The organism is Mesorhizobium hunchu, assembly GCF_040081975.1.
GTDB lineage: Bacteria > Pseudomonadota > Alphaproteobacteria > Rhizobiales > Rhizobiaceae > Mesorhizobium > Mesorhizobium hunchu.
In genome coordinates this window covers 42182-62434 of record NZ_JBEBMG010000012.1, presented here as the reverse complement: position 1 = coordinate 62434, position 20253 = coordinate 42182, and the positions used below count along the sequence as shown (strand labels likewise).

At 66.0% G+C, this 20253-nt stretch carries 21 protein-coding genes; 9 read left to right on the top strand and 12 right to left on the bottom strand.

Features of this window, described 5'->3' with window-relative positions; genetic code table 11:
- Positions 1–176: 176 nt before the first annotated feature.
- The 8 genes from ABMA46_RS18265 (at position 177) to ABMA46_RS18230 (ending at position 9035) form a co-directional block, all read left to right on the top strand.
- The gene (locus tag ABMA46_RS18265; protein WP_425475771.1) at positions 177–1055 is read left to right on the top strand and encodes a MurR/RpiR family transcriptional regulator; all 879 of its coding nucleotides are present in this window, start codon (positions 177–179) and stop codon (positions 1053–1055) included.
- Between the two features lie 58 nt (positions 1056–1113).
- Positions 1114–1896, top strand: a complete 783-nt coding sequence (locus ABMA46_RS18260; protein ID WP_349001432.1) for an SDR family oxidoreductase — start codon at positions 1114–1116, stop codon at positions 1894–1896.
- Positions 1893–3437, top strand: a complete 1545-nt coding sequence (locus ABMA46_RS18255) for a mannitol dehydrogenase family protein (protein ID WP_349001431.1) — start codon at positions 1893–1895, stop codon at positions 3435–3437. Before ABMA46_RS18260 ends, ABMA46_RS18255 begins: the two co-directional genes overlap by 4 nt.
- A gap of 15 nt (positions 3438–3452) precedes the next feature.
- Positions 3453–4367, top strand: a complete 915-nt coding sequence (locus tag ABMA46_RS18250; protein ID WP_349001430.1) for a sugar phosphate isomerase/epimerase family protein — start codon at positions 3453–3455, stop codon at positions 4365–4367.
- A 52-nt stretch (positions 4368–4419) separates the two neighbouring features.
- Positions 4420–5460 (top strand): ABC transporter substrate-binding protein, encoded by a 1041-nt coding sequence (locus ABMA46_RS18245; RefSeq protein ID WP_349001429.1) that lies wholly within the window; start codon positions 4420–4422, stop codon positions 5458–5460.
- An 82-nt stretch (positions 5461–5542) separates the two neighbouring features.
- Complete coding sequence (locus ABMA46_RS18240) at positions 5543–7078, top strand: sugar ABC transporter ATP-binding protein (RefSeq protein ID WP_349001428.1); 1536 nt, start codon at positions 5543–5545, stop codon at positions 7076–7078.
- Entirely contained in the window at positions 7075–8049 is a 975-nt protein-coding gene (locus ABMA46_RS18235) for an ABC transporter permease (RefSeq protein WP_349001427.1), read from the top strand. The genes ABMA46_RS18240 and ABMA46_RS18235 overlap by 4 nt, the downstream gene beginning before the upstream one ends.
- A complete protein-coding gene (locus ABMA46_RS18230; protein WP_349001426.1) occupies positions 8046–9035 on the top strand; it encodes an ABC transporter permease in 990 nt (329 codons plus the stop codon). Before ABMA46_RS18235 ends, ABMA46_RS18230 begins: the two co-directional genes overlap by 4 nt.
- A 34-nt stretch (positions 9036–9069) precedes the next feature.
- Here the strand turns inward: ABMA46_RS18230 and ABMA46_RS18225 are convergent, their stop codons facing one another.
- The 3 genes from ABMA46_RS18225 to ABMA46_RS18215 form a co-directional block, all read right to left on the bottom strand.
- Positions 9070–10299 carry an NAD(P)/FAD-dependent oxidoreductase gene (locus ABMA46_RS18225; RefSeq protein WP_349001425.1) on the bottom strand — a complete coding sequence of 410 codons (1230 nt, stop codon included), beginning with the start codon at positions 10297–10299 and terminating at the stop codon, positions 9070–9072.
- Between the two features lie 18 nt (positions 10300–10317).
- Positions 10318–10632, bottom strand: coding sequence for a MocE family 2Fe-2S type ferredoxin (locus ABMA46_RS18220; RefSeq protein ID WP_349001423.1), 315 nt, complete (start codon positions 10630–10632; stop codon positions 10318–10320).
- Positions 10633–10712: 80 nt separating this feature from the next.
- Positions 10713–11828 (bottom strand): fatty acid desaturase family protein, encoded by a 1116-nt coding sequence (locus ABMA46_RS18215; protein ID WP_349001422.1) that lies wholly within the window; start codon positions 11826–11828, stop codon positions 10713–10715.
- Positions 11829–11996: 168 nt separating this feature from the next.
- On the opposite strand from ABMA46_RS18215, the gene ABMA46_RS18210 reads away from it, so the two are divergent.
- Positions 11997–13028 carry a LacI family DNA-binding transcriptional regulator gene (locus tag ABMA46_RS18210; RefSeq protein ID WP_349001421.1) on the top strand — a complete coding sequence of 344 codons (1032 nt, stop codon included), beginning with the start codon at positions 11997–11999 and terminating at the stop codon, positions 13026–13028.
- Between the two features lie 175 nt (positions 13029–13203).
- Here the strand turns inward: ABMA46_RS18210 and ABMA46_RS18205 are convergent, their stop codons facing one another.
- The 9 genes from ABMA46_RS18205 to ABMA46_RS18165 all read right to left on the bottom strand — a co-directional run bounded on the left by ABMA46_RS18205 (position 13204) and on the right by ABMA46_RS18165 (position 20247).
- A complete protein-coding gene (locus tag ABMA46_RS18205) occupies positions 13204–14001 on the bottom strand; it encodes a transporter substrate-binding domain-containing protein (protein WP_349001420.1) in 798 nt (265 codons plus the stop codon).
- Between the two features lie 51 nt (positions 14002–14052).
- Positions 14053–14781, bottom strand: a complete 729-nt coding sequence (locus tag ABMA46_RS18200) for an amino acid ABC transporter ATP-binding protein (protein WP_349001419.1) — start codon at positions 14779–14781, stop codon at positions 14053–14055.
- Complete coding sequence (locus tag ABMA46_RS18195) at positions 14759–15418, bottom strand: amino acid ABC transporter permease (protein ID WP_349001418.1); 660 nt, start codon at positions 15416–15418, stop codon at positions 14759–14761. Before ABMA46_RS18195 ends, ABMA46_RS18200 begins: the two co-directional genes overlap by 23 nt.
- Positions 15419–15426: 8 nt before the next feature.
- Positions 15427–16110: an amino acid ABC transporter permease gene (locus ABMA46_RS18190; RefSeq protein WP_349001417.1), complete on the bottom strand. Its 684-nt coding sequence runs from the start codon at positions 16108–16110 to the stop codon at positions 15427–15429.
- The gene (gene kduD / locus ABMA46_RS18185) at positions 16107–16862 is read right to left on the bottom strand and encodes a 2-dehydro-3-deoxy-D-gluconate 5-dehydrogenase KduD (RefSeq protein WP_349001484.1); all 756 of its coding nucleotides are present in this window, start codon (positions 16860–16862) and stop codon (positions 16107–16109) included. The genes ABMA46_RS18190 and kduD overlap by 4 nt, the downstream gene beginning before the upstream one ends.
- Positions 16863–16873: 11 nt before the next feature.
- Complete coding sequence (kduI, locus tag ABMA46_RS18180; protein WP_349001416.1) at positions 16874–17710, bottom strand: 5-dehydro-4-deoxy-D-glucuronate isomerase; 837 nt, start codon at positions 17708–17710, stop codon at positions 16874–16876.
- Positions 17711–17734: 24 nt separating this feature from the next.
- Positions 17735–18499 carry a GntR family transcriptional regulator gene (locus ABMA46_RS18175; protein WP_349001415.1) on the bottom strand — a complete coding sequence of 255 codons (765 nt, stop codon included), beginning with the start codon at positions 18497–18499 and terminating at the stop codon, positions 17735–17737.
- 669 nt (positions 18500–19168) lie between these two features.
- The gene (locus ABMA46_RS18170; protein WP_349001414.1) at positions 19169–20041 is read right to left on the bottom strand and encodes an efflux RND transporter periplasmic adaptor subunit; all 873 of its coding nucleotides are present in this window, start codon (positions 20039–20041) and stop codon (positions 19169–19171) included.
- Positions 20038–20247, bottom strand: coding sequence for a DUF1656 domain-containing protein (locus tag ABMA46_RS18165; protein ID WP_349001413.1), 210 nt, complete (start codon positions 20245–20247; stop codon positions 20038–20040). Before ABMA46_RS18165 ends, ABMA46_RS18170 begins: the two co-directional genes overlap by 4 nt.
- Positions 20248–20253 lie beyond the last annotated feature (6 nt).

Here is a 20253-nt window from a genome sequence, read left to right as displayed (position 1 = left end):
ATGAAATAGCTCTATCATCGGCATCGAAGCCGGGTGCAGGTGGAGAGCCTGCGACCGCCGCCGACCGGGAGGAAGACCATGCCGGCATTCGCCTTCGAGACCGCCTGTCCCTTGCACCCTATGCCGGCCTGACGCCGATGCCGGCACGCAAGCCCGCGACTTCCGCTCCCCGGCCGATGCGAACCGCCGGCGGCAAGGGCGGTGGCAAACCGAACCGGTCCACGCTCGGCTACACGAAGCCGAAGACCTACGAGGACCTGCGCGCGGTGCTGTCCTCGGGCACCATCCATTTCCCCAAGCGATTGCGCCAGGTCGCTATCTTCCTGTGGCAGCATCCGGGCAACGTGGCGCTGGGCACGATCAGCCAGGTGGCGGAGCAGGCCGGCGTGCAGCCCTCGACGCTTGTGCGCTTCGCGCAGATCTTCGGTTATGCCGGCTTTTCCGACTTCCAGGAACTGTTCAAGGAACACATGAAAGGTTCCTGGCAGGAAGGCCGACCGCGAGGCGAGGGGCCGGCGGGCGGCGACGAGAACCTGCATTTCGTCAACGGACTGGTGGCTGCCTCGCAGGCCTCGCTCGGCCGCGTCGGCGAGGGTTTCGATGCCGCCGGGTTCCGTCGGATGATCGAACTCCTGGCTGGGGCGGACCTCCTCTATATCGTCGGCAGCAAGCGCGCCTTTCCCGTCACCGCCTATGTCTCCCTCGCCTTGTCGCAGCAGGGCATCCGCAACGTGCTGGTCGACAATGTCGGTTCGACCGCCTTCGACCAGATCAATTGCGCGCGGCCGGACGATGCCGTCCTCGCCATCAGCTTCAGCCCGTACAATTCGATCACGCCCGACCTGGTCGCCTCGGCACGCGAGCGCAACGCCCGCATCGCCTCGATCACCGACAGCACCTTCAGCCCGCTGGTGAATCTGTCGGACGTGTGGATCGAGGTCATCGAATCCGATTTCGCCGGCTTCCGCTCGCTGGCCGCGACGCTCGCCGTCGGCATGGCGCTGGTCCATGGCGTCGCCGCCCGCAGGCACGGCGAAACCGGCGACGCCGATTGACGGTCGGGAAATAGCGTTCCATATTGAAAAAAATAGAAACACAATTCCGGAGGAGGCTGTGGAGGCGCGGGTTGACGGCAAGGTGGCGCTGGTCACCGGCGCGACGCAGGGCATCGGCCGGGCCATCGCCGAAACGCTGGCGCGCTCGGGCTGCGCCGGCCTGCTCCTGACCGGTCGCAATGCCGTGCGCGGCGAGGCCGTTGCCGCCGAGATGGCCTCCCTCGGCACGCCGGCCCGGTTCGTCGCCGGCGATCTCGGCGATCCCGCCTCGCCGCCGCTGCTCGTCGAAACATGCCTGCATGCTTTCGGCCGTATCGATGTGTTGGTCAATGTCGCCGCGCTCACCGATCGGGCATCCTTTCTCGACGCCGACCCCGCTTTGTGGGATCAACTGTTCAGCGTCAATGCGCGGGCGCCGTTCTTCCTCATGCAGGGTGCAATCCGGGCGATGCGCGAGCGCGGACAGGGCGGCGCGATCGTCAATATCCTGTCGGTCAACACCCATTGCGGCGCGCCGGACCTCGCCGTCTATTCCGCCACCAAGGCGGCGCTTGCGCTGCTCACCCGCAACGCCGCCGACGCGCACCGCTTCGACCGCATCCGCGTTAACGGCATCAATGTCGGCTGGACCGACACGCCGGCCGAACGCACCATGCAGGCCGAAACGCTGGGGCAGGGCGAGGCATGGCTGGAAAAGGCCAGTGCGGCGCAGCCCTTCGGGCGGCTTCTGTCGGTCCAGGACGTCGCCAACCTGACGGTTTTTCTGCTCAGCGACGCCGGCGGACCGATGACCGGCTCGATCGTCGATCAGGAGCAGTGGGTCGCAGGGTCGGGCCGATGAGCGCCATGCCCCTCGAACAGGCCGGCAGGCTCGGCCCGCATCTGCTCAGCCGCCTGCCGCCAGCGGTCCGCCGTCCCGCCTACGACCGCTCGAAGCTGAAGCCGGGCATGGCGCATATCGGCGTCGGCGCCTTCCATCGCTGCCACCAGGCCGAATACACGGAGGACTTTCTGGAGGCTCGGTTCGGGCCGTGGGGCTCGATCGGCATCAACATCCGCCCACCGGGGCTTGCCGAAACGCTCGGCCGGCAGGACGGCCTCTACACACGCCTGATCCGCGAGGGCGACCGGATGGAGGCGCGCGTCGTCGGCAGCATCTGTGCTGTGGTCGACAGTGTGCAGGACACCGCATCGGCGCTCGCCGTGCTGGCGCGCGCCGATATCCATGCCGTCACCATGACGGTGACGGAAAAGGGCTATTGCCATCGCCCGTCAACCGGTGCGCTCGACCTCGGCCATCCCGAGATCGAACATGACCTTGCGCATCCGCATAATCCGCGCAGCCTGCCCGGCCTGCTGGTGCGGGCGCTGGAACTGCGCATGGCCTCGCACGGGCGGCCGCTTACGCTACTGAGTTGCGACAACATCCCGACCAACGGCACCATCCTCGGCACGGTCGTGCGCACGCTGGCAGAGCGCCGCGGCGCCGCCTTTTTGAAGTGGGTCGACGTCAACGCAGCCTTCCCCTCGGCCATGGTCGACCGCATCGCGCCGGCCGTCACCCAGGCCGACCGCGATCAGGTCGAGCGCGATTTCGGCTATCGCGATGAGGCGGTCGCCGTCGGCGAGCCGTTCCGGCAATGGGTGATCGAAAACCGCTTCGCCGGGCCGATGCCGCAATGGGATCTCGCCGGCGCGACATTCGTCAGCGATGTCGAGCCGTTCGAGCATCTGAAGATGCGGGTGCTCAACGGCGCCCAGTCGACGCTTTCCTATCTCGGCGTTCTGGCCGGCCACGAGCACACCTGCGACGACATGGTCGATCCGCTGCTGGCCGGCTTCGTGCGGCGCATGCTCATGGAGGAAACGCTGCCGACCTTGCAACCGGTTCCGGGTATCGACGCCGCACGCTATGTCGAGCAGAGCCTTTCACGTCTGCGCAACACCGCGATCCGTCACCGCAACCACCAGATCGCCACCGACGGCTCGCAGAAGATCGTCCAGCGCATCCTCAATCCCGTGCGCGAGCGGCTCGGCCGGGCCGAGCCGGTGACGCTTCTGGCCGTGCCCGTCGCAGCCTGGATGGCCTATCTGGTGCGGGCTTCCGCGCGCTTCGGCCGCCAATGGCCGGTGGCGGATCCTTATGCCGGCCGCATCGCGGCGATCGCCGACCGTATCGGTGACGATGCCGCCGCGCTTGCCGGCGAAATCCTGTCCATCGACGCCATTTTCGATCCGGCGCTGGCGGCGGACGCGGCCTTCCGGTCGGAAGTGGGGGCCTTGCTGCAAGGGTTTCTGGGGACAGAGCCGCTCGGCTGCCTCCGGCGGGTGATGGAAGGCGATTCAAGCCTTTCAAAATCGACCGCAAAGCCACTATCGTAGGAACGGGAGAAGGACATGAAGCTTGGGATACTGACCGCACCGTTTCCGGACACGCCGCTGACCGAGGTCGCGGCATGGGCGGGCTCGGTCGGCTTCGAGGCGCTGGAAATCGCCTGCTGGCCGAAATCGGCCGGCCCGAGCCGCCGCTATGCCGGCACCAGCCACATCGACGTTGCCGCGCTGTCGAAGGCCGAGGCCGGCGAGATCGTCGCCGCGCTCGGCGAAAAGGGGCAGACGGTGTCGGCGCTCGGCTACTATCCGAACCCGCTGCATCCGGACGCCGACCATCGCGCCACGGTGATCGCGCACCTGAAGAAGGTGATCGAGGCGGCCGGCCTGATGGGCGTCGGCGTCGTCAATACGTTCTGCGGCGGCGATGCGCGCCAGGCCGTCGACGACAACTGGCAGGAGGCGCTGAAGGTCTGGCCCGCTCTCATCGCCCATGCGCGCGATCACGGCGTGCGGCTCGCCTTCGAAAACTGCCCGATGATCTTCAGCAATGACGAATGGCCGGGCGGCCACAACATCGCCTATTCGCCCTACGTCTGGCGCCGCATCATCGAGACCTGGGACGGCGCGGTCGGCATGAACTTCGATCCCTCGCACCTGGTCTGGCAGATGATCGACCAGGCGCGCTTCATCCGCGAGTTCGGCGCGCACATGCTGCATGTCCACGCCAAGGACCTGATGATCGACCGCGACGGCCTCTACGAACGGGGCATCATGTCGGCCGGCATGGGATGGCAGGTGCCGCGCATGCCGGGCCTCGGCGACGTGAACTGGAACACGATCTTCTCCGGCCTGTATCGCGCAGGCTATGACGGACCTGTCATCATCGAGCATGAGGACAGGAGGTTCGAGGGAAGCGACGAGGCGGTCAAGCGCGGGTTTCTTCTCGCCCGCGACGTGCTGCGCCCCTTCGTCAAATGACGACAGAACAACAACAACCAGACTGATATCGAAGCGGAGGAAAGGACATACAATGCGTATTGTGAAATCCCTGGGGTGGCTGTCCCTTCTGGCCGGCACGGCGCTGATGGCGTCGGCTGCCGGCTCCATGGCGAAGGACAGCTACACGATCGGCATCTCCAACACAGTGCAGGGCAACGGCTGGCGCGAGGAGATGGTGTGCGCGATGAAAGCCGAGGCACTCGCCTCCGGCAAGGTCTCCAAGCTCAACATCGCCCACCGCAACACCGACGCGGCCGGGCAACTGGAAGACATCCGCAATCTCATCAGCGCCGGCGTCGACGCCATCGTCGTCAACCCGTCCGATCCGTCCGGCGTCAATGCCGCGCTGAAGGAAGCCACCGACAAGGGCATCGTCGTCGTCGCCGTCGACCAGGGCGTGACGGAGCCGTCGGCCTACGTCATCTCCAACAACCAGGAGGAATACGGCTATCTCGGCGCCAAGTGGCTGTTCACGCAGATGGGCGGCAAGGGCGACGTGGTCTACATGCGCGGCGCCGCCGGCGCTTCCGCCGACAGCGACCGCGATAAGGGCTTCAAGAAGGCGCTGGCCGAGTTCCCGGACGTGAAGGTCGTGCACGAAGTCTACACCGGCTGGCAGCAGGACCAGGCCAAGCAGCAGATTCTCGACTTCATCGCCACCGGCATGCCGTTCAACGGCATCTGGACCTCGGGCATCGACAACGTCATCGTCGACGCATTGCAGGAATCGCAGACGCCGCTGGTGCCGGTCGTCGGCGCCGACAATGCCGGCTTCGTCGGCCAGCTCAGCTCGGTCGAGGGCCTGCAGGGCGCGGCCGTCACCAATCCCGGCTCGATCGGCGGCGCCGGCGTGACGCTGGCGCTCCAAATTCTCGACGGCAAGAAGCCGGCCGACCAGACCGTTCTCGTCGAGCCGCAGATCTGGGACAACACCACCGACGAGGGCAAGGCCAAGCTGAAGGCGGCGTCCGATCCGTCGCTCAACCCGGAATGGCCGGTCTCGATCTCGATCCCGGACTGGACCACCTACACCAAGGAGCAGATCATCGCCTGCAAGGGTCCGGGCGAATAAGCTCCGCTGATCCGCAAACCGGACGGGGCGACGGAAAGCCGTCGCCCCGCGTCAACCGTTGCAGCCCAGGACCGAGCAGATCGTGACAATCCAGCCCGTCCTCGACGCCGCCGGCGTCGCCAAGAATTACGGTGCCGTCGCCGCGCTGCGCGACGCCTCGCTTTCCGTGCTGCCGGGCGAAGTCCATGCGCTGATGGGCGCCAACGGCGCGGGCAAGTCGACGCTGGTGAAAATCCTCACCGGCGCGGTGCGCCCCAGCGCCGGCACCATCCTCATCCGCGGCAAGCCCCTCGACGTGCGCTCGCCCGCGCAGGCGCGCCGCGCCGGCCTGGTGCCGGTCTACCAGGAACCGGCGCTCATCCCCGATCTCGACATCGCTTCGAACCTCAGGCTGACGCGCACGCCCGTCGAGCCGTTCCGAAATTGGGTGCGCGAACTCGGCGTACCGGATCTCAACCTCGGCGACATGGCGCGCGACGTTCCACTGGCGATCCTGCGCGTGCTGGATCTGGCGCGCGCGCTGGCTGTCGAGCCGGACGTGCTGCTGCTCGACGAGATGACGGCGGCGCTGCCCGCCAACCTCGCCGAACGGGTGCTCGACGTGGTGCGCCGCCAGGCCGCCGCCGGCCGCTCGGTGATCTTCATATCGCACCGCTTCGTCGAGATTTCCGCCCTGTGCGACCGCGCCACGGTGTTGCGCGACGGCCGGACCGTCGGCGTCGTCGACATCGAGCCGGGCGTGGAGGAGAAGATCGTCGAACTGATGCTCGGCACCCGCGTCGACAAGAGCCGCCCGGCCTCCGCCTCGCAATCCGCATCACGGCAGGTCGGCGAAAAACCACGCATCAGCGTGCGCAACCTCAGCATCGGCACCAAGCTCAACGACATCTCCTTCGACCTCTCCAACGGCGAAGTCGCGGGCGTTGTGGCGCTGGAAGGGCAGGGGCAGGACGAACTGTTCGGCGCGCTCGCCGGGTCGATCCGCCCTGCCGGCGGCACCATCAAGGTGGACGGTGCCGCCGTGCGGTTCGGCCATCCCGCGGATGCCATCCGTGCCGGTATCGCCTATGTGCCCGGCGATCGCTCCGAGGCGCTGCTGATGCAGCGTTCCGTGCGCGAGAACATCGCCCTGCCGTTCAGCGCGCGGCTGCGCAACTGGGGGCCGATCGGCTCGCAGCGCGAGCGTGGCGCGGTATCCATGGCCATTGAACGGCTGCAGATCGACACCCGCGCGCAGCGCGAGGTGCAGCGGCTTTCCGGCGGCAACCAGCAGAAGGTCACCATCGCGCGCTGGGTGGCGGCGGACGCCCGCACCATCCTGTGCTTCGACCCGACGCGCGGCATTGATGTCGGCACCAAGCAGGAGATCTACAAGCTGCTGCGCGAACTGGCGGCACAGGGCAAGTCGATCCTTTTCTACACGTCGGAACTGGAAGAGGTGCGGCGCGTCTGCGACCGGGTGATCGTCATCTTCGGCGGCCGCGTGGTCGATATATTGCCCGTGGAGATCGCCGACGAGGCGGCGCTGACGCGGGCCTCCTACGGCCTGCCGCGCGGAGCGGCGGCGGATGTCGGCGTTCTCGCCGCCACCGCGCAGAAAGAGGCGGGTACGCCGTGAGTTCGTTTCTCCGTCGTCAAAGCTGGGTAGTCGGGCTCTTCGGCCTGCTGATCGTTCTCTTCATCCTGACCAAGGTGATCCAGCCCGGCTACGGCTCCGGCGACTTCGGCTCGTTGGCCCGGGCGGTGCTGCCTTACGCCTTCGCCGTCGCTGCGCAGACCGTCGTGGTCATCGCCGGTGGCATAGACCTGTCGGTGGCATCGCTGATGGCGCTGACAAGCGTCATCGCCGCCTCGATGATGAACGGCGCCAGCGAGGAATATGCGCTGTTCGTGGTGCCTTTCGTGCTGGTGGTCGGCCTGCTGGTCGGCGCCCTGAACGGCCTGCTGATCGTCGTGACACGCGTGCCCGACATCGTCGTGACGCTGGCGACTCTGTTCATCCTGCAAGGCGCGGCGCTTATGGTGCTCGAAGCGCCGGGCGGCGCTGCGGCCGAATGGCTGAAGGCGTCGATCGTCGGCACCATCGGCATTCCCGGCATCCCCGAAAGTATCACGGCCTGGATACCGAAGGCGCTGGTCGTCCTGCTCGTCTGCCTCGGCCTTGTCTGGATTCCGTTGAAGCGCTCGGCGCTCGGCCTGTCGATCTACGCCATCGGCTCGAGCGAACTGGCTGCCTTCCGCAGCGGTGTGTCGGTGGCGCGCACCCGCATCGCCGCCTACGCCGTCGGCGGCCTGTTCGGGGCCATGGGCGGCCTGTCGCTGACCATGAGCACCGGCATCGGAGCCCCCATCCCAGGCCCCTACCTGCTGGCCAGCGTCGCGGCGGTGGTTCTGGGTGGCGTCACCCTCGGCGGCGGCAAGGGCGGTCTGGTCGGTCCGATCGTGGCGGTGTTCATCCTGCGGCTGATGCGCACGGATCTGACCCTGCTCGCCATCGACCCCAACGTGACATCGATCGTGGAAGGAACCGTCATGGTGGCCGTCGTCATGCTCGGCGCCTTCCTCGCCATGCGGGAGCGCAGGCCATGAGCAGCGTCACCTCCACCACCCAGCCGGTTTCGCTCGGCCGCCGCATCAAGCGCTTCATGAGCGACCAGCCGCTGGTGCCGCTGGTCATCCTCCTGATCGCCCTGGTGGCCGTATTACAGATTCTGCGGCCGGGCATCGTCAACGAGCGCTGGCTGGCCAACACGATCAAGTTCTCCATACCCCTGGCCCTGCTGGCGGGCTCCCAGACCATGACGATGCTGACGGGCGGCATCGACCTGTCGGTCAGCACCGTCGCCACCATGGCCGCCTTCATCATGGCCTCGCAGGCAGCGGCGCACGGCGCACCCGTGGCGGTGATGCTGGCTCTGCTGCCGGCCCTTTTAATCGGCGTCGCCAACGGTATCGGCGCCGGCGTCTTACGCGTCCACCCGCTGATCATGACGCTGGGCACAGGCCTGATCGGCGCCGGTTGTTTGCAGGTCTACCAGCGCACCGTCATCGCCACGGGCACACGTATCCCCGACCTGTTCACCTGGCTGGGAACCGGCGTGACCTTCGGCATTCCCAATGCGCTGGCGCTATTCATCCCGGTCGCTGCGCTCATCCTGTTCATCCAGAAGCGCACCGGTTTCGGCCGCCTGCTTTATGCTGTCGGCGACAACGAGAAGGCCGCCCGGCTTTCCGGCGCGCATTATTGGCAGGTCATCCTGGCGCTCTACGTCTTCTCGTCGCTGCTGGCCGGCGTCGCCGGCCTGCTCTATGTCGGCCTGATTCGGGCGCCCTCGTCGCTGTCGCTGGCCGAGCCGCTGCTTCTGCCTTCGGTGGCGGCCGCCGTCGTCGGCGGCACGTCGATCTTCGGCGGGCGCGGCGGCTATACCGGCACCATCGTCGGCGCGCTGATCCTGACGGTGCTCACCACCCTGCTGACGATTTTGCAGATGCCGGAAGGCGCGCGCCGCGTGCTGTTCGGCGCCATCATTCTTCTGGTCACCGCCGTCTATCTGCGCATCACGGAAGACCGCTGACCTCTTCGTGCGGCCGCCATCCGGCCACGCGCGATCAGCCGGCGAGCAGCTTCTTCAGCTTGATGTCGGGGGAGGCGAGGGCGTCAGGATCGGGCCGTGCCCTCTTGGCGATCAGCATCTCTGCCAGCCTGATGTCACGCGCCACGGCGTTGTCGGGGCCGATGCCGCTTGCCGCGACCAGACGCCCGTCCCCGGCGAGATGGAAGAGGATGAAGGCATTTTCGCTGATGTCGCGGCGGACGGCGGTCTCTGCCTCGTCGCAAAGCCCGGCTATCTGCATGGTTAGCTCATATTGATCCGACCAGAACCATGGCACGGAGGAAACCGGCAGGTCGAGGCCGAGCATATTCGCACCGGCGAGCGCGCCCTGATCCTGTGCGTTGCGCCAGGCTTCTAGCCTCACGCGCCGTCCGCCATAGACGGAAAGAGGGAATGAGCAGCAGTCGCCGGCGGCGAAGATATCCGGGTCGGAGCTGCGCAGCATGGCGTCCACTGCGATGCCGTTCTCGATCCTGAGCCCGGCCTGTTCGGCCAACCCGGTGTTCGGCACGGCACCGATGCCGATGACGGCGAGGTCGGCATCGATCACGCGGCCGTTGGCGAGCGTCAGGCGTACTTTTTGGCCGTCATCGTCGATCGCGGCGATGCCGCTGCCGCAGACGATCTCTGCGCCGTGGGCCTCGTGCGCCGCATGAACGACAGCGGCAATCTCGGTCGGTACGCCGCGCATGAGAATGCGCGGCTGTGCCTCGACGACGGTGACCGCAGCGCCCAGTCGGCGCGCCGCGGCTGCCAGTTCCAGTCCGATGAAGCCGCCGCCGACGATGACGATGCGGCTTTGCGGCTTGAGGTGCTGCCGGATAGCCAGCACATCGCTGAACGTTCTCAGATAGACGCAACGCGCGCCGAGTCCCGGCATCGGCAATCTGCGCGGCGTGGCGCCCGTCGCCAAAAGCAGCCTGTCATAGGCAAGCTCGCCGCCTTTGGCCAGTTTCACCCGCTTGGCCGCCCTGTCCACGGATGCGACCGTGACGGGACGCAGATGGGTTATGGATTTGTCCGCCAACTCGGCTTCGCTGGCGATCGCCTGGACCGCCGGGGTATCCGCCATCATGGCGTCCTTGGACAGCGGGGGGCGCTCGTAAGGCAGGTGCGGCTCGTCCCCGACCAGCGTCACCGGACCGTCATAGCCGTGCTCGCGCAGCGCCAGCGCCGCGCGCGCGCCGCATTCCCCGGCGCCAACAATGACCATTCCCCCGTCCATGGGCCTATCCTGTCCGGCCTATCCGACCTGAATCAGCACCTTGCCGCCTTCGACCTTCACCGGATAGGTCTTCAGGTTGACGCAGACGGGCGCGCCCTTGGCCTCGCCGGTCTTGTAGTTGAAGCGGCCGTTGTGCTTCGGGCACTCGATGATGTCGTCCATCACCAGTCCGCCGGAGAGGTGGACCTGCTCGTGCGTGCACAGGCCGTCGGTGGCGAAGTAATCGTCGTCCGGCGATCGGTAGATGGCGAAGGTGCGCCCCGCATGGTCGAAGCGGATGACGTCTTCCTCGTCGATGTCTTCGGCGCCACAGGCCTCGATCCATTCACTCACGTCTGCGTCTCCCTGGATAGTGTCTCTGGGTTGTAGCAGAGGCGGCGCCCGCCGCGCCGCCTCCATGAGCCTTGGGAGGCTTATTCGGCTGCTGCCAGCACGCGGTCGTCCTGATGCAGTTCCTCGCGATAGGGTTTGGCGGTCTGCGGCAGCTCACGCCTGAGATGATAGTCCTCGTAGCGGAGCTGGCGCAGGAAGGCCGGAATCATCTCCCTGTAGCCGGCCCATATGGAAGGGCAGGGCGCCGGCAGGTCGTGCCTGATCAGTTCATGCAGCTTCGGCAGCGCATGGTAGGGTACCATCGGGAACATGTGGTGCTCCACATGATAGTTCATGTTGAGATAGATGAAGCGGCTGAGCGGGTTCATGTAGACGGTGCGGCAGTTCAGCCGATGGTCGATGACGTTGTCGGCCAGCCCGCCATGCTGCAACAGGCCGGTCATCACCATATGCCATGCGCCGTAGAGGCGCGGCAGGCCGATCAGCATCAGCGGCAGCCATGAGTGCAGATAGACGGCGAGCGCAACGGTCGCGCCATAAATGACCAGCCAGATGCGGGCGACGCGGATCGCCTTGGGCCGCTCGGATTCGGGGATGAAAGTGGCTTCCTCGGCACCGATGATGCCGGCGGCATTGCGCACCATGTCGACCATCGCCTGCCAAGCGTCGAGGATGCCGAAGAAGTTGAGCACCAGCCGCGCGAGATCCGGCGGCCGCATGACGGCGATCTCGGGATCGCGGCCGACGATGACGGTGTCGGTGTGGTGGCGGGTATGGCTCCAGCGCCAGGTCACCGGATTGCGCATGATCATGAAGCAGGCCGCCTGGTAGACGGCGTCGTTCATCCACTGCGTGCGGAAGGCGGTGCCGTGGCCGCATTCATGCCAACGCGAGTCCGACGAGGAGCCGTAGAGCACGCCGTAGACGAAGAAGAACGGCACGCACCACCATGTGCCCCAGAACCAGATGCCGCCGGCAGCGCTTAGGAGGAAGGCGGCGATCCAGACGAGCGTATCGCAGATGGCCGGGCCGTCCGAGCGCTTCATCAGTTCCTTCATCTGCTTGCGCGGTACGTCGGTGTGATACCATTCAGCGGCCGCCAGCCCGTTCTCGACGGCAAGCCGGGAGTCGCGGCCGATCAGGCTGTAGTCCCGCTTCGTCGGCCGTACGGCGGCATCAGTGACGGCTATGCCCATCCTCATCTCCCTTGCAGCGCCCCCTGCTGGATCACATGGCCGGGCCGCATGGTGTGCAGGCTCGAAGGTAGCAGGCATCGCTAAATTGCTCAACATTCATCATTCATATTGCAATGATTTCTATCATTATCTATCATTCTTCCATTCAACCTGCCCAACCGGACGAACATGGTGAAGCGACCGACCATTGCAGATCTTGCTCGCGCCGCCGGCGTCAGCATCGCGACCGTCGATCGCGTCCTCAACGGCCGGCTGCCGGTGCGCGAGGACACGACCCGGCGCGTCTACGAGGCGGCGACGGAAATCGGCTTTCACGCCGCCGACCTGATCGGTCGGCGTCTGCACCGGGACCTGCCGGAGCTTCGGTTGGGCTTCCTGCTGCTCAGGCCCGACGATCCTTTCTACCGGGCCTTCGCCGCCGAGCTGCAGGCCACGGTTTCGCGCTCGCATCGCTTCCGCGGCACGGCAGTGATCGACTTCGCCGAGACGCTTTCGCTGGACGAGATCGTCGAGAAGCTGCGCCGGCTGGCGGCACGCTCGCGCGCCGTTGCCGTCGTCAGCCCGGACCATCCGACGCTGACCAGGGCGGTGGAGGAGTTGAAGCGGCGCGGCATCCCGGTTTTCGCCCTGCTGTCGGACTTCGCCGCCGGCGTGCGGGCGGGCTATGTCGGCATCGACAACCTCAAGGTCGGACGCACCGCAGCATGGATGATCGCAAACAGCGCGAAGCGCCCGGGCAAGGTCGCGCTGTTCGTCGGCAGCCATCGGTTCCACGGCCACGAGTTGCGCGAAATCGGCTTCCGCGCTTTCTTCCGCGAGCACGCGCCGGACTTCACCGTCATGGAGACGCTGGTCAACCAGGAATCGTATCGGCTCGCCCACGACGCTCTGGTCGAACTGCTGCGCCGGCACGACGACCTCGCCGGCTGTTACATCGCAGGCGGCGGCGCGGAAGGAGGGATTTCGGCGCTGCGCGAGGTCCGGCCGGCGCATAGGCCGATTATGATCTGTAACGAGATCACCGCCGACCGGCGGGTCGCCCTTGCCGAAGGGCTGCTGACCATGGTGATCGATACGCCGCTCGGGCCGCTCTGTTCGGAGTTGGTGGAGCTTATGGCGCACGCACCGGAAGGCGGGGCGGCGGGCACGCAGGGGCAGACCTTCGTGCCGTTCGGCGTCTACTTGCCGGAGAGTGTCTGAAGGTTTGCCAGTTGAAAACCAGCCTGCCTGGACTGCGCGCAAGCCTGGCGATCTTGCGATAGCGTAGCGGCAAGCGTGGGGCCACTGCTGCCGCTTGTCTGCGAGCGCCGCCGCGTCATCGAGCGGTTGCACGATCGGCTTCCCTTGGCGGGCTTGCCCGCCAAGGGAACATCCGTCAGTCCTTGCGGGTGAGAAGGTCCGCCGGCAGATCGCGGTTGTGGAATTTCTTGAACATGGCGGGAAGCTCGCCGCTCTTGAACTTCTCGGTGATCCAGTTGTTGAGCCATTCCTTCAGCTTCGGCTCGTTCTGCGGCAGGGCGATGCCGAGGTCGAGCGACTTCTGCACGAACTTCACGTCCAGCGGATCGCCGCCCTTCTTCTCGTTCATGGCAGCGAGCACGGCCGTCTGTGTCGAGACGACGTCGACCTGGCCCGATGCCACCGCGGTAATCAGCGTCGCGTCGTCCTCGAAACGGACGATCTCGGCGTCCTTGGCATTCTCGGAGACCATCATGTCGTTGACCGTCGCGCGGGTGACGCCGATGCGCTTGCCGGCGAGGTCCTTGTAGTCGCTGATCGCGACTCCCTTGGGTCCGGCGACGATGATGTCGAGCGTCGCATAGGGAATGGTGAAATCGACGGCCTTCTTGCGCTCGGGCGTGATGGCGAGGTTGGCCACCAGGATATCGGCCTTGTGGGCCTGGATGGTCGGAACGCGGGCGGCATTGGTGATCTGCACCAGTTCCAGCTTCACGCCGAGGCTGTCGGCGATCATCTTGGCTGTCTCCACGTCGGAGCCGGCGGGCTGCAACTGCGGGTCGACATAGGCGAAAAGCGGCACGCCCATGGCGGTGGCGACGCGGATCTTGCCGGCCGCCTTGATGTCCGAAAGCGCGTCGGCGCGAGCGGCCGGCGCGGTTGCGACGAAGGCGGCCATCATGGCGGCCACGCCGAATGCGAGTTTGAATTTCATGGTTGTTTCCTCCTTGGTTATGCCGACCGCCTCGCCCCTTGCGGTCTTGCTTCACAGTTCGTTGGCGAGAAAGTTCCTCAGTTCCGGCGTCTGGGGGTTGCCCAGCATGACGCCCGTGCCGGTCTCCCAGACCTTGCCGGTGTGCATGTAGATGACGCGGTCGGCGGCACGACGGGCAAAGCTCATCTCGTGGGTCACCATGATCATCGTCATGCCGCCCTTGGCGAGCTTCTCCATCACGCGCAGCACCTCGCCGGTCAGTTCCGGATCGAGCGCGGAGGTCACCTCGTCGAACAGCATCACCTTGGGCGACATCGCCAGCGAGCGGGCGATGGCCACCCGTTGCTGCTGGCCGCCGGACAATTGCTCCGGATAGGCGTCGATCTTGTCCGAGAGGCCGACCTGCTCCAGCGCGGCGCGGGCGAGTTCATGCGCCTGCGCGCCCTTGACGTGCTTTACCCGGCGCGGCGCCAAGACGATGTTCTGCTCGACCGTCAGGTGCGGGAAAAGATTGTAGCTCTGGAAGACGATGCCGACGTTCTGCCTGAGCGCCCTAAGGTCGAGATCGGGGGCGTCGACCCGCCTGCCGCAGACCTCGATCGAGCCCGACTGGATCTTCTCCAGCCGGTTGATGCAGCGGAGCGCCGTGCTCTTGCCCGAACCGGAACGGCCGATGATGGCGACGACCTCTCCGGCGCTCACCTCGAAGGAGATGCCGCGCAGAACCTCGACCAGACCGAAGCTCTTGTGCACGTCCTCAAGCTTGACGACGACTGACATTGAGCCTCCTTTCGAGCGCGCGGCTCCAGACCGAGAGCGGGTAGCAAAGAGCGAAGTAGAGAAGCCCGGCAATGCCGAAGATCAGAAAGGGCTGGAAGGTGGAATTGTTGATCACCTGCGCGGCACGCGTCAGTTCGACGAAGCCCACCACGGAGGCAAGCGACGTGCTTTTGAGCACCTGCACCAGGAACCCGACGGTCGGCGGCGTGGCGATGCGGGCCGCCTGCGGCAGGATCACGTCGCGGAGCGTCTGCCAGCGCGTCAGCGCCAGGCATTCGGCCGCCTCCGTCTGGGTGCGCGGTATGGCCTCGACGCAGCCGCGCCAGATCTCGCCGAGAAAGGCGCTGCAATAGATCATCATGGAAAGGCCGGCGGCGAACAGCGGCGGCATTTCGATGCCGAAAATGCCGAGCCCGAAATAGACGACGAACAGGATGATGAGCAGCGGCGTGCCCTGGACGATCTGGACATAGACGAAGACGAGCCGCCGCAGCAGCGCCGAATGGGAGATCCGGGCGAGCATCACGAGGAAGCCCGCCGCCCCGCCGGCCACGAAGGCGATCGCCGACAGCACGATCGTCCAGCCCATGCCCTGCAGCAGGTAGTAGAAATAATAGAGGCTGAAGCCGCCGTTCATGATGCCTCCTAAAGCGGGGTGCCGAGAAGACGGCGGCGTGGAAACAGCGCCTGGCCGAGCAGCCAGAAGCCCGATTTCAGGAGGACGGTCAGCACGAGATAAAGCAGCGCCACCACGATGTAGGTTTCCAGCGAGCGGAAGGTGATCGACTGGATGTTGTTGGCGGCCGCCGTCAGCTCCTCGGCCGAGATCTGCGAGGTGATCGACGACGATAGCATCATCAGCACGAACTGGCTGGTCAGCGCCGGATAGACGCGCTCCAGCGCCGGCCGCAGGATGACGTACCAGTAGACTTGCGGCACCGAGAGGCCGAGGGATTCGGCCGCCTCGATCTGGCCGGGATGGACGGCCTCGATGCCGGCGCGCACGATCTCCGTCGTATAGGCTCCGACATTGATGACCATGGCGAGTACGGCGGCGAAAAGCACCGGCATCCTGACACCGACGCTGGCGAGACCGAAGAACAGGAAGAATATCTGGATCAGGAAGGGCGTGTTGCGCACGAGTTCGACATAGCCGCCCGCGACGACCCTGAGCCAGGCATGTCGGCTTCCGCGCGCGATCGCTCCTGCCACGCCGATGCAAAGGCCGAGCACGGTGGCGGCGAACGTCATCTCGAGCGTCGTCAGCGCGCCGGTCAGGAAATCCGGCCAGTATGCCCACAGGCTCGAGAAGTCGAACGTGTACATCATCGGGCGAGCCAGCCTCCGTCCACCGGCAGGACCGCGCCATGCACGTAGGCGGATGCCTGCGAGGCGAGGAAAACCGCGGCGCCCCCCATGTCGGAGGCCTCGGCCCAGCGGCCGGCCGGGATGCGCGCCAGGATGTCGTGCGAGCGTTGCTCGTCCTGTCGCAGGGCAGCCGTGTTGTTGGTGACGACGTAGCCGGGCGCGATGGCGTTGACGTTGATGCCCTTGTGCGCCCACTCGCAGGCCAGCAGCCGCGTCAGCCCCGCGAGGCCGCTCTTGCTCGCCGTGTAGGAAGGAATGCGGATGCCGCCCTGGAAGGAAAGCAGCGAGGCGATGTTGATGATCTTGCCGCCCTTGCCGCGTTCCAGCATGACGCGCGCGGCCGCCTGCGACAGGAAGAACGCGGTCTTGAGATTGACGTTCATCACGTCGTCCCAGTCGCCCTCGGTGAAGTCGAGGGCGTCGGCGCGGCGAATGATGCCTGCGTTGTTGACCAGGATGTCGACCCCGCCCTTCCAGGCGACGGCCTCGGCGACGATGCCGGCGACCGGCGCGATCGAACCGAGGTCGGCCGACACGGAGCGGATCTCGACGCCGGCCTGCGCGCACAGCCTTTCGGTCTCGTCCATGGCCGAGCGGCCCACCGCGACGATGGCCGCGCCGGCCCGCCCGAGCGCCAGCGCGATGGCCTGCCCGATGCCGGTATTGGCGCCGGTGACGATGGCCGTCCGTCCGGACAGGTCGAACGGGTTCAGGCTCTCCTTCGTCACCGAAGCGCCTCCATCGGCACCATGTCCATGTCGTCGAAATCCTGGTTGTCGCCGGCCATCGCCCAGATGAAGGCGTAGTTGGACGTGCCGACGCCGGAGTGGATAGACCAGCCGGGAGACAGGATCGCCTGCTCGTTGGCGACCACCAGATGGCGGGTCTCCTGAGGCTCTCCCATCAGGTGGATGACGCGGGCGTCGGCCTGCATGTCGAAATAGAGATAGGCTTCCGAACGCCGGTCATGCGTATGGCACGGCATGGTGTTCCACATATTGTTCGGCTTCAGGGCCGTCATGCCGAGGACGAGCTGGCAGGAGGCGCACACGTCCGGATGGATCATCTGGTAGATGGTGCGCTCGTTCGCCTGCGCCGGGCTGCCTAGCTCGCGGACATTGGCCGTGGCCTGCGATATCTTGACCGTCTTGTGACGGACGTGTGCCGGCGCGCTGACCAGGTAGAACTTGGCGGGATTGGCGGCATCCACACTCTCGAAGCGGACCTCGCCGCTGCCCATCGCCACGTAAAGCGCCTCCTGCGTGTCGAGATGATGGACGGCGCCGTCAGCCTGCACGCGTCCCGCCCCGCCGATGTTGACGACGCCGAGCTCGCGGCGCGCCATGAAGCTGGTCGTGCCGATAGGCTTCGGCGCCGTCAGTTCGAGCGCCTTGACGAGAGGCATCGCGCCGCCGACCCCGAGGCGGTCGATATGGCTGTAGGTGAGGGCGATCTCGTCCGGCTGGAACAGGCTCTCGATCAGGAAATGCCGGCGCAGCGCGGCGGTGTCGAATCCCTTCGCCGCTTCCGGATGGCTGGCTTGCCTGACGTCGATCTTCATGACTGCTCCAGAATGTAATGACCGTCACGACCCGCGCGTTTGCGCCGGGGCGTCGACGAAATAGTCGGGGTTGAGGTCCTTGATATCGTCGATATCGGTGATGAGCGTGCTCAGATGCCCGCTCATATGCGCGACGGCGGCGACCGGGTCACGCGCCTCGATCGCCCTGGCGATGGCCGTATGCTCCTCGATGACGCGCAGCATCCGGCCCTCCTGCGGCAGCGTCAGGCGCCGGTAGCGATCGACCTGCACCTTGACCTGCTGAACGACCGCCCAGATACCCGGATAGCCGGCCATCTCGGCGACCGCGGCGTGAAAACGCTCGTCCGCCTGGTGGAAGGCTTCCCGGTCGCCGGCGGCTTCGCTCTCGCGCATTTTCTCGATCACGGCATGGAGGCCGATGACCTGGCTGCGGGTGGCGCGGCCGGCGGCAAGACGCGCCGCCGTCTCTTCGAGCGACGTACGGATGACGATCGCTTCGGGCAGCGCGCGCAGCGGAATATGGGCGACGAAGGTGCCCGACTGCGGGAAAATATCGACCAGTTTTTCGTTCGCCAGCCTCAGCAAGGCCTCGCGCACCGGCGTCCGGCTCACGCCGTAGGTTTCCACGATCTCCTTCTCGGCGATCGGATCCCCCGGTGCCCGCCGCATGGAAACAATGTCGTCACGCAGTCCGGCATGGATCAGCGACGCGGCGCTCGCCGGCCTGTTGGAGTCACCGACGCCGCGGCCGGTGAGCGCGCGTCTGCCACGGGCTTCGCGCACTGGGGCGGCGGCGGGATCGCTCATTCAGCCGTATCCTTCGAAACGGGCTGCAAGGCGGCGCCGGGAAGACCGGCCGGATGGAACAGGCATGTCATCGTCAGTTTGCTCGACCTCGGCACGAGGGATTTGCTCCCGCTAACTAATATATTTGATATACTAGTTGAGAGGGTTTGCAAGGGACGTCTGCCGAGAAAGTTGCGAACGCCGCGCGACAGGCCCCGGCGCACCTCTACGATCCCTCGCCGAGTGGGAGGCCGGCTTTCGCCTTGGGTGCAACGTCGCTGCCCGAGCCATCCGCCAGGTTACAGGCTTTATGAACGCTGTTGGCCAGGAGAGGGGCGCAGTCTCGTCCGCGCTATGCAGCAGTCGGGCGCAGGGGAAAGCTTCCGTTGCCGCGCGACATGGAGCTGCAGGAAGTCCTGCTTGTCGAAAAGCGAGAAATCGTCCGAGCCGCGTCGCCTGCCGCGCACAGAGCGCGTGCACGACATGCGAAAGACCGGCTGCTACTGCCGTTTGACGACAGTGGCAGGCCCGGTCCTTCTTCCTACGCCGGTCTTTCTTCCTACGATTGAGCCGAAGCGGCTGTGCCGAGAACGACCGGCGGAGAGGTGAGCATATAGTATTGGCCGGTTTGACCCAGTTTGTGATGCGAGAAACCGGCGACCCTCGACGGGTCGAACCCGTGCGGTCCGCTCAGGGGCGATCGATGACAACGGTTGCCGAGGTCCCGGCCACCAGCCTTGCCCTGTCGGCTCGATCGCCGTCCAGCGCGATGCGCACCGGCACACGTTGCGCGAGCCGCACCCAGGTGAAGGTGGGATTGACGTTCGCCAGCAGGGTGCCGGCCGTGCGTTCACGGTCTTCTATGCCCGCGGCGATGCTTTCGACATGGCCCGTCAACGGGTTCGACGATCCCATCAGCCTGATCGACGCCTTTGCGCCGACCGTGATGCGTGGAAGTTTTGTTTCCTCGAAATATCCTTCGACGCGCACCGTGTCGGTGTCGACAAGCGCCATCGTCGACTGGCCGGCGGAGACATAGTCTCCCGGACGCAGGCCGAGATTGGTGATGATCCCGTTGACCGGCGCCCGCACGGTCGAACGATCCAGGTTGAGCTGCGCCAGGTCGCGGGCAGCGCTCGCCTGCAGGCTGTCCGATTCCGCCTCGGCGACCACCGATTGCGCCTCTTCGACCTGCTGGACACTGACGACCGACAGCGTCAGGCGTTTCAGGCGGTCGAGGTTTCTTCTGGCTTGGTCGAGCGTCGCCTGCTTGCCCTCAACCGCCGCCTTGGCCTGATCGAGAGCGATGGCGAAGCGCTGGCGATCGATCTGGAAAAGGACATCGCCTTTCCTGACCGCCTGATTGTCCCTGACGAGAACGTCGGCGACCGGGCCGGAGACATCCGGCGTCACGCCCACGATATCGGCGCGCACATGGGCATCCCGCGTCCAGGGGTCGTTCATGTTCTCGTCCCAGAGCTTCCAGGCCACGCCGCACGCGGCGGCGACGATAATGGCGGTGACGAGGACCCTGCCTGCAAGGCGCAAGAAACGGAATTTCATGGAAACGACTGACCCGATAGCGACGACATGGCGCCGAGGATGAGGACATAGAGGGCGAGGTTGAACAGCGCCCGATGCCAGACGATGGAATAAAGCCCTGTCCGCGACAGCACCTGCGTGACGATGCGGGCGACGACGAAGGCCGCCAGCATGAGGACGAGAAGGGCCGGGAGATAGACGCCGAACAGGTTGATGTCGCTGTGCACGGTTTT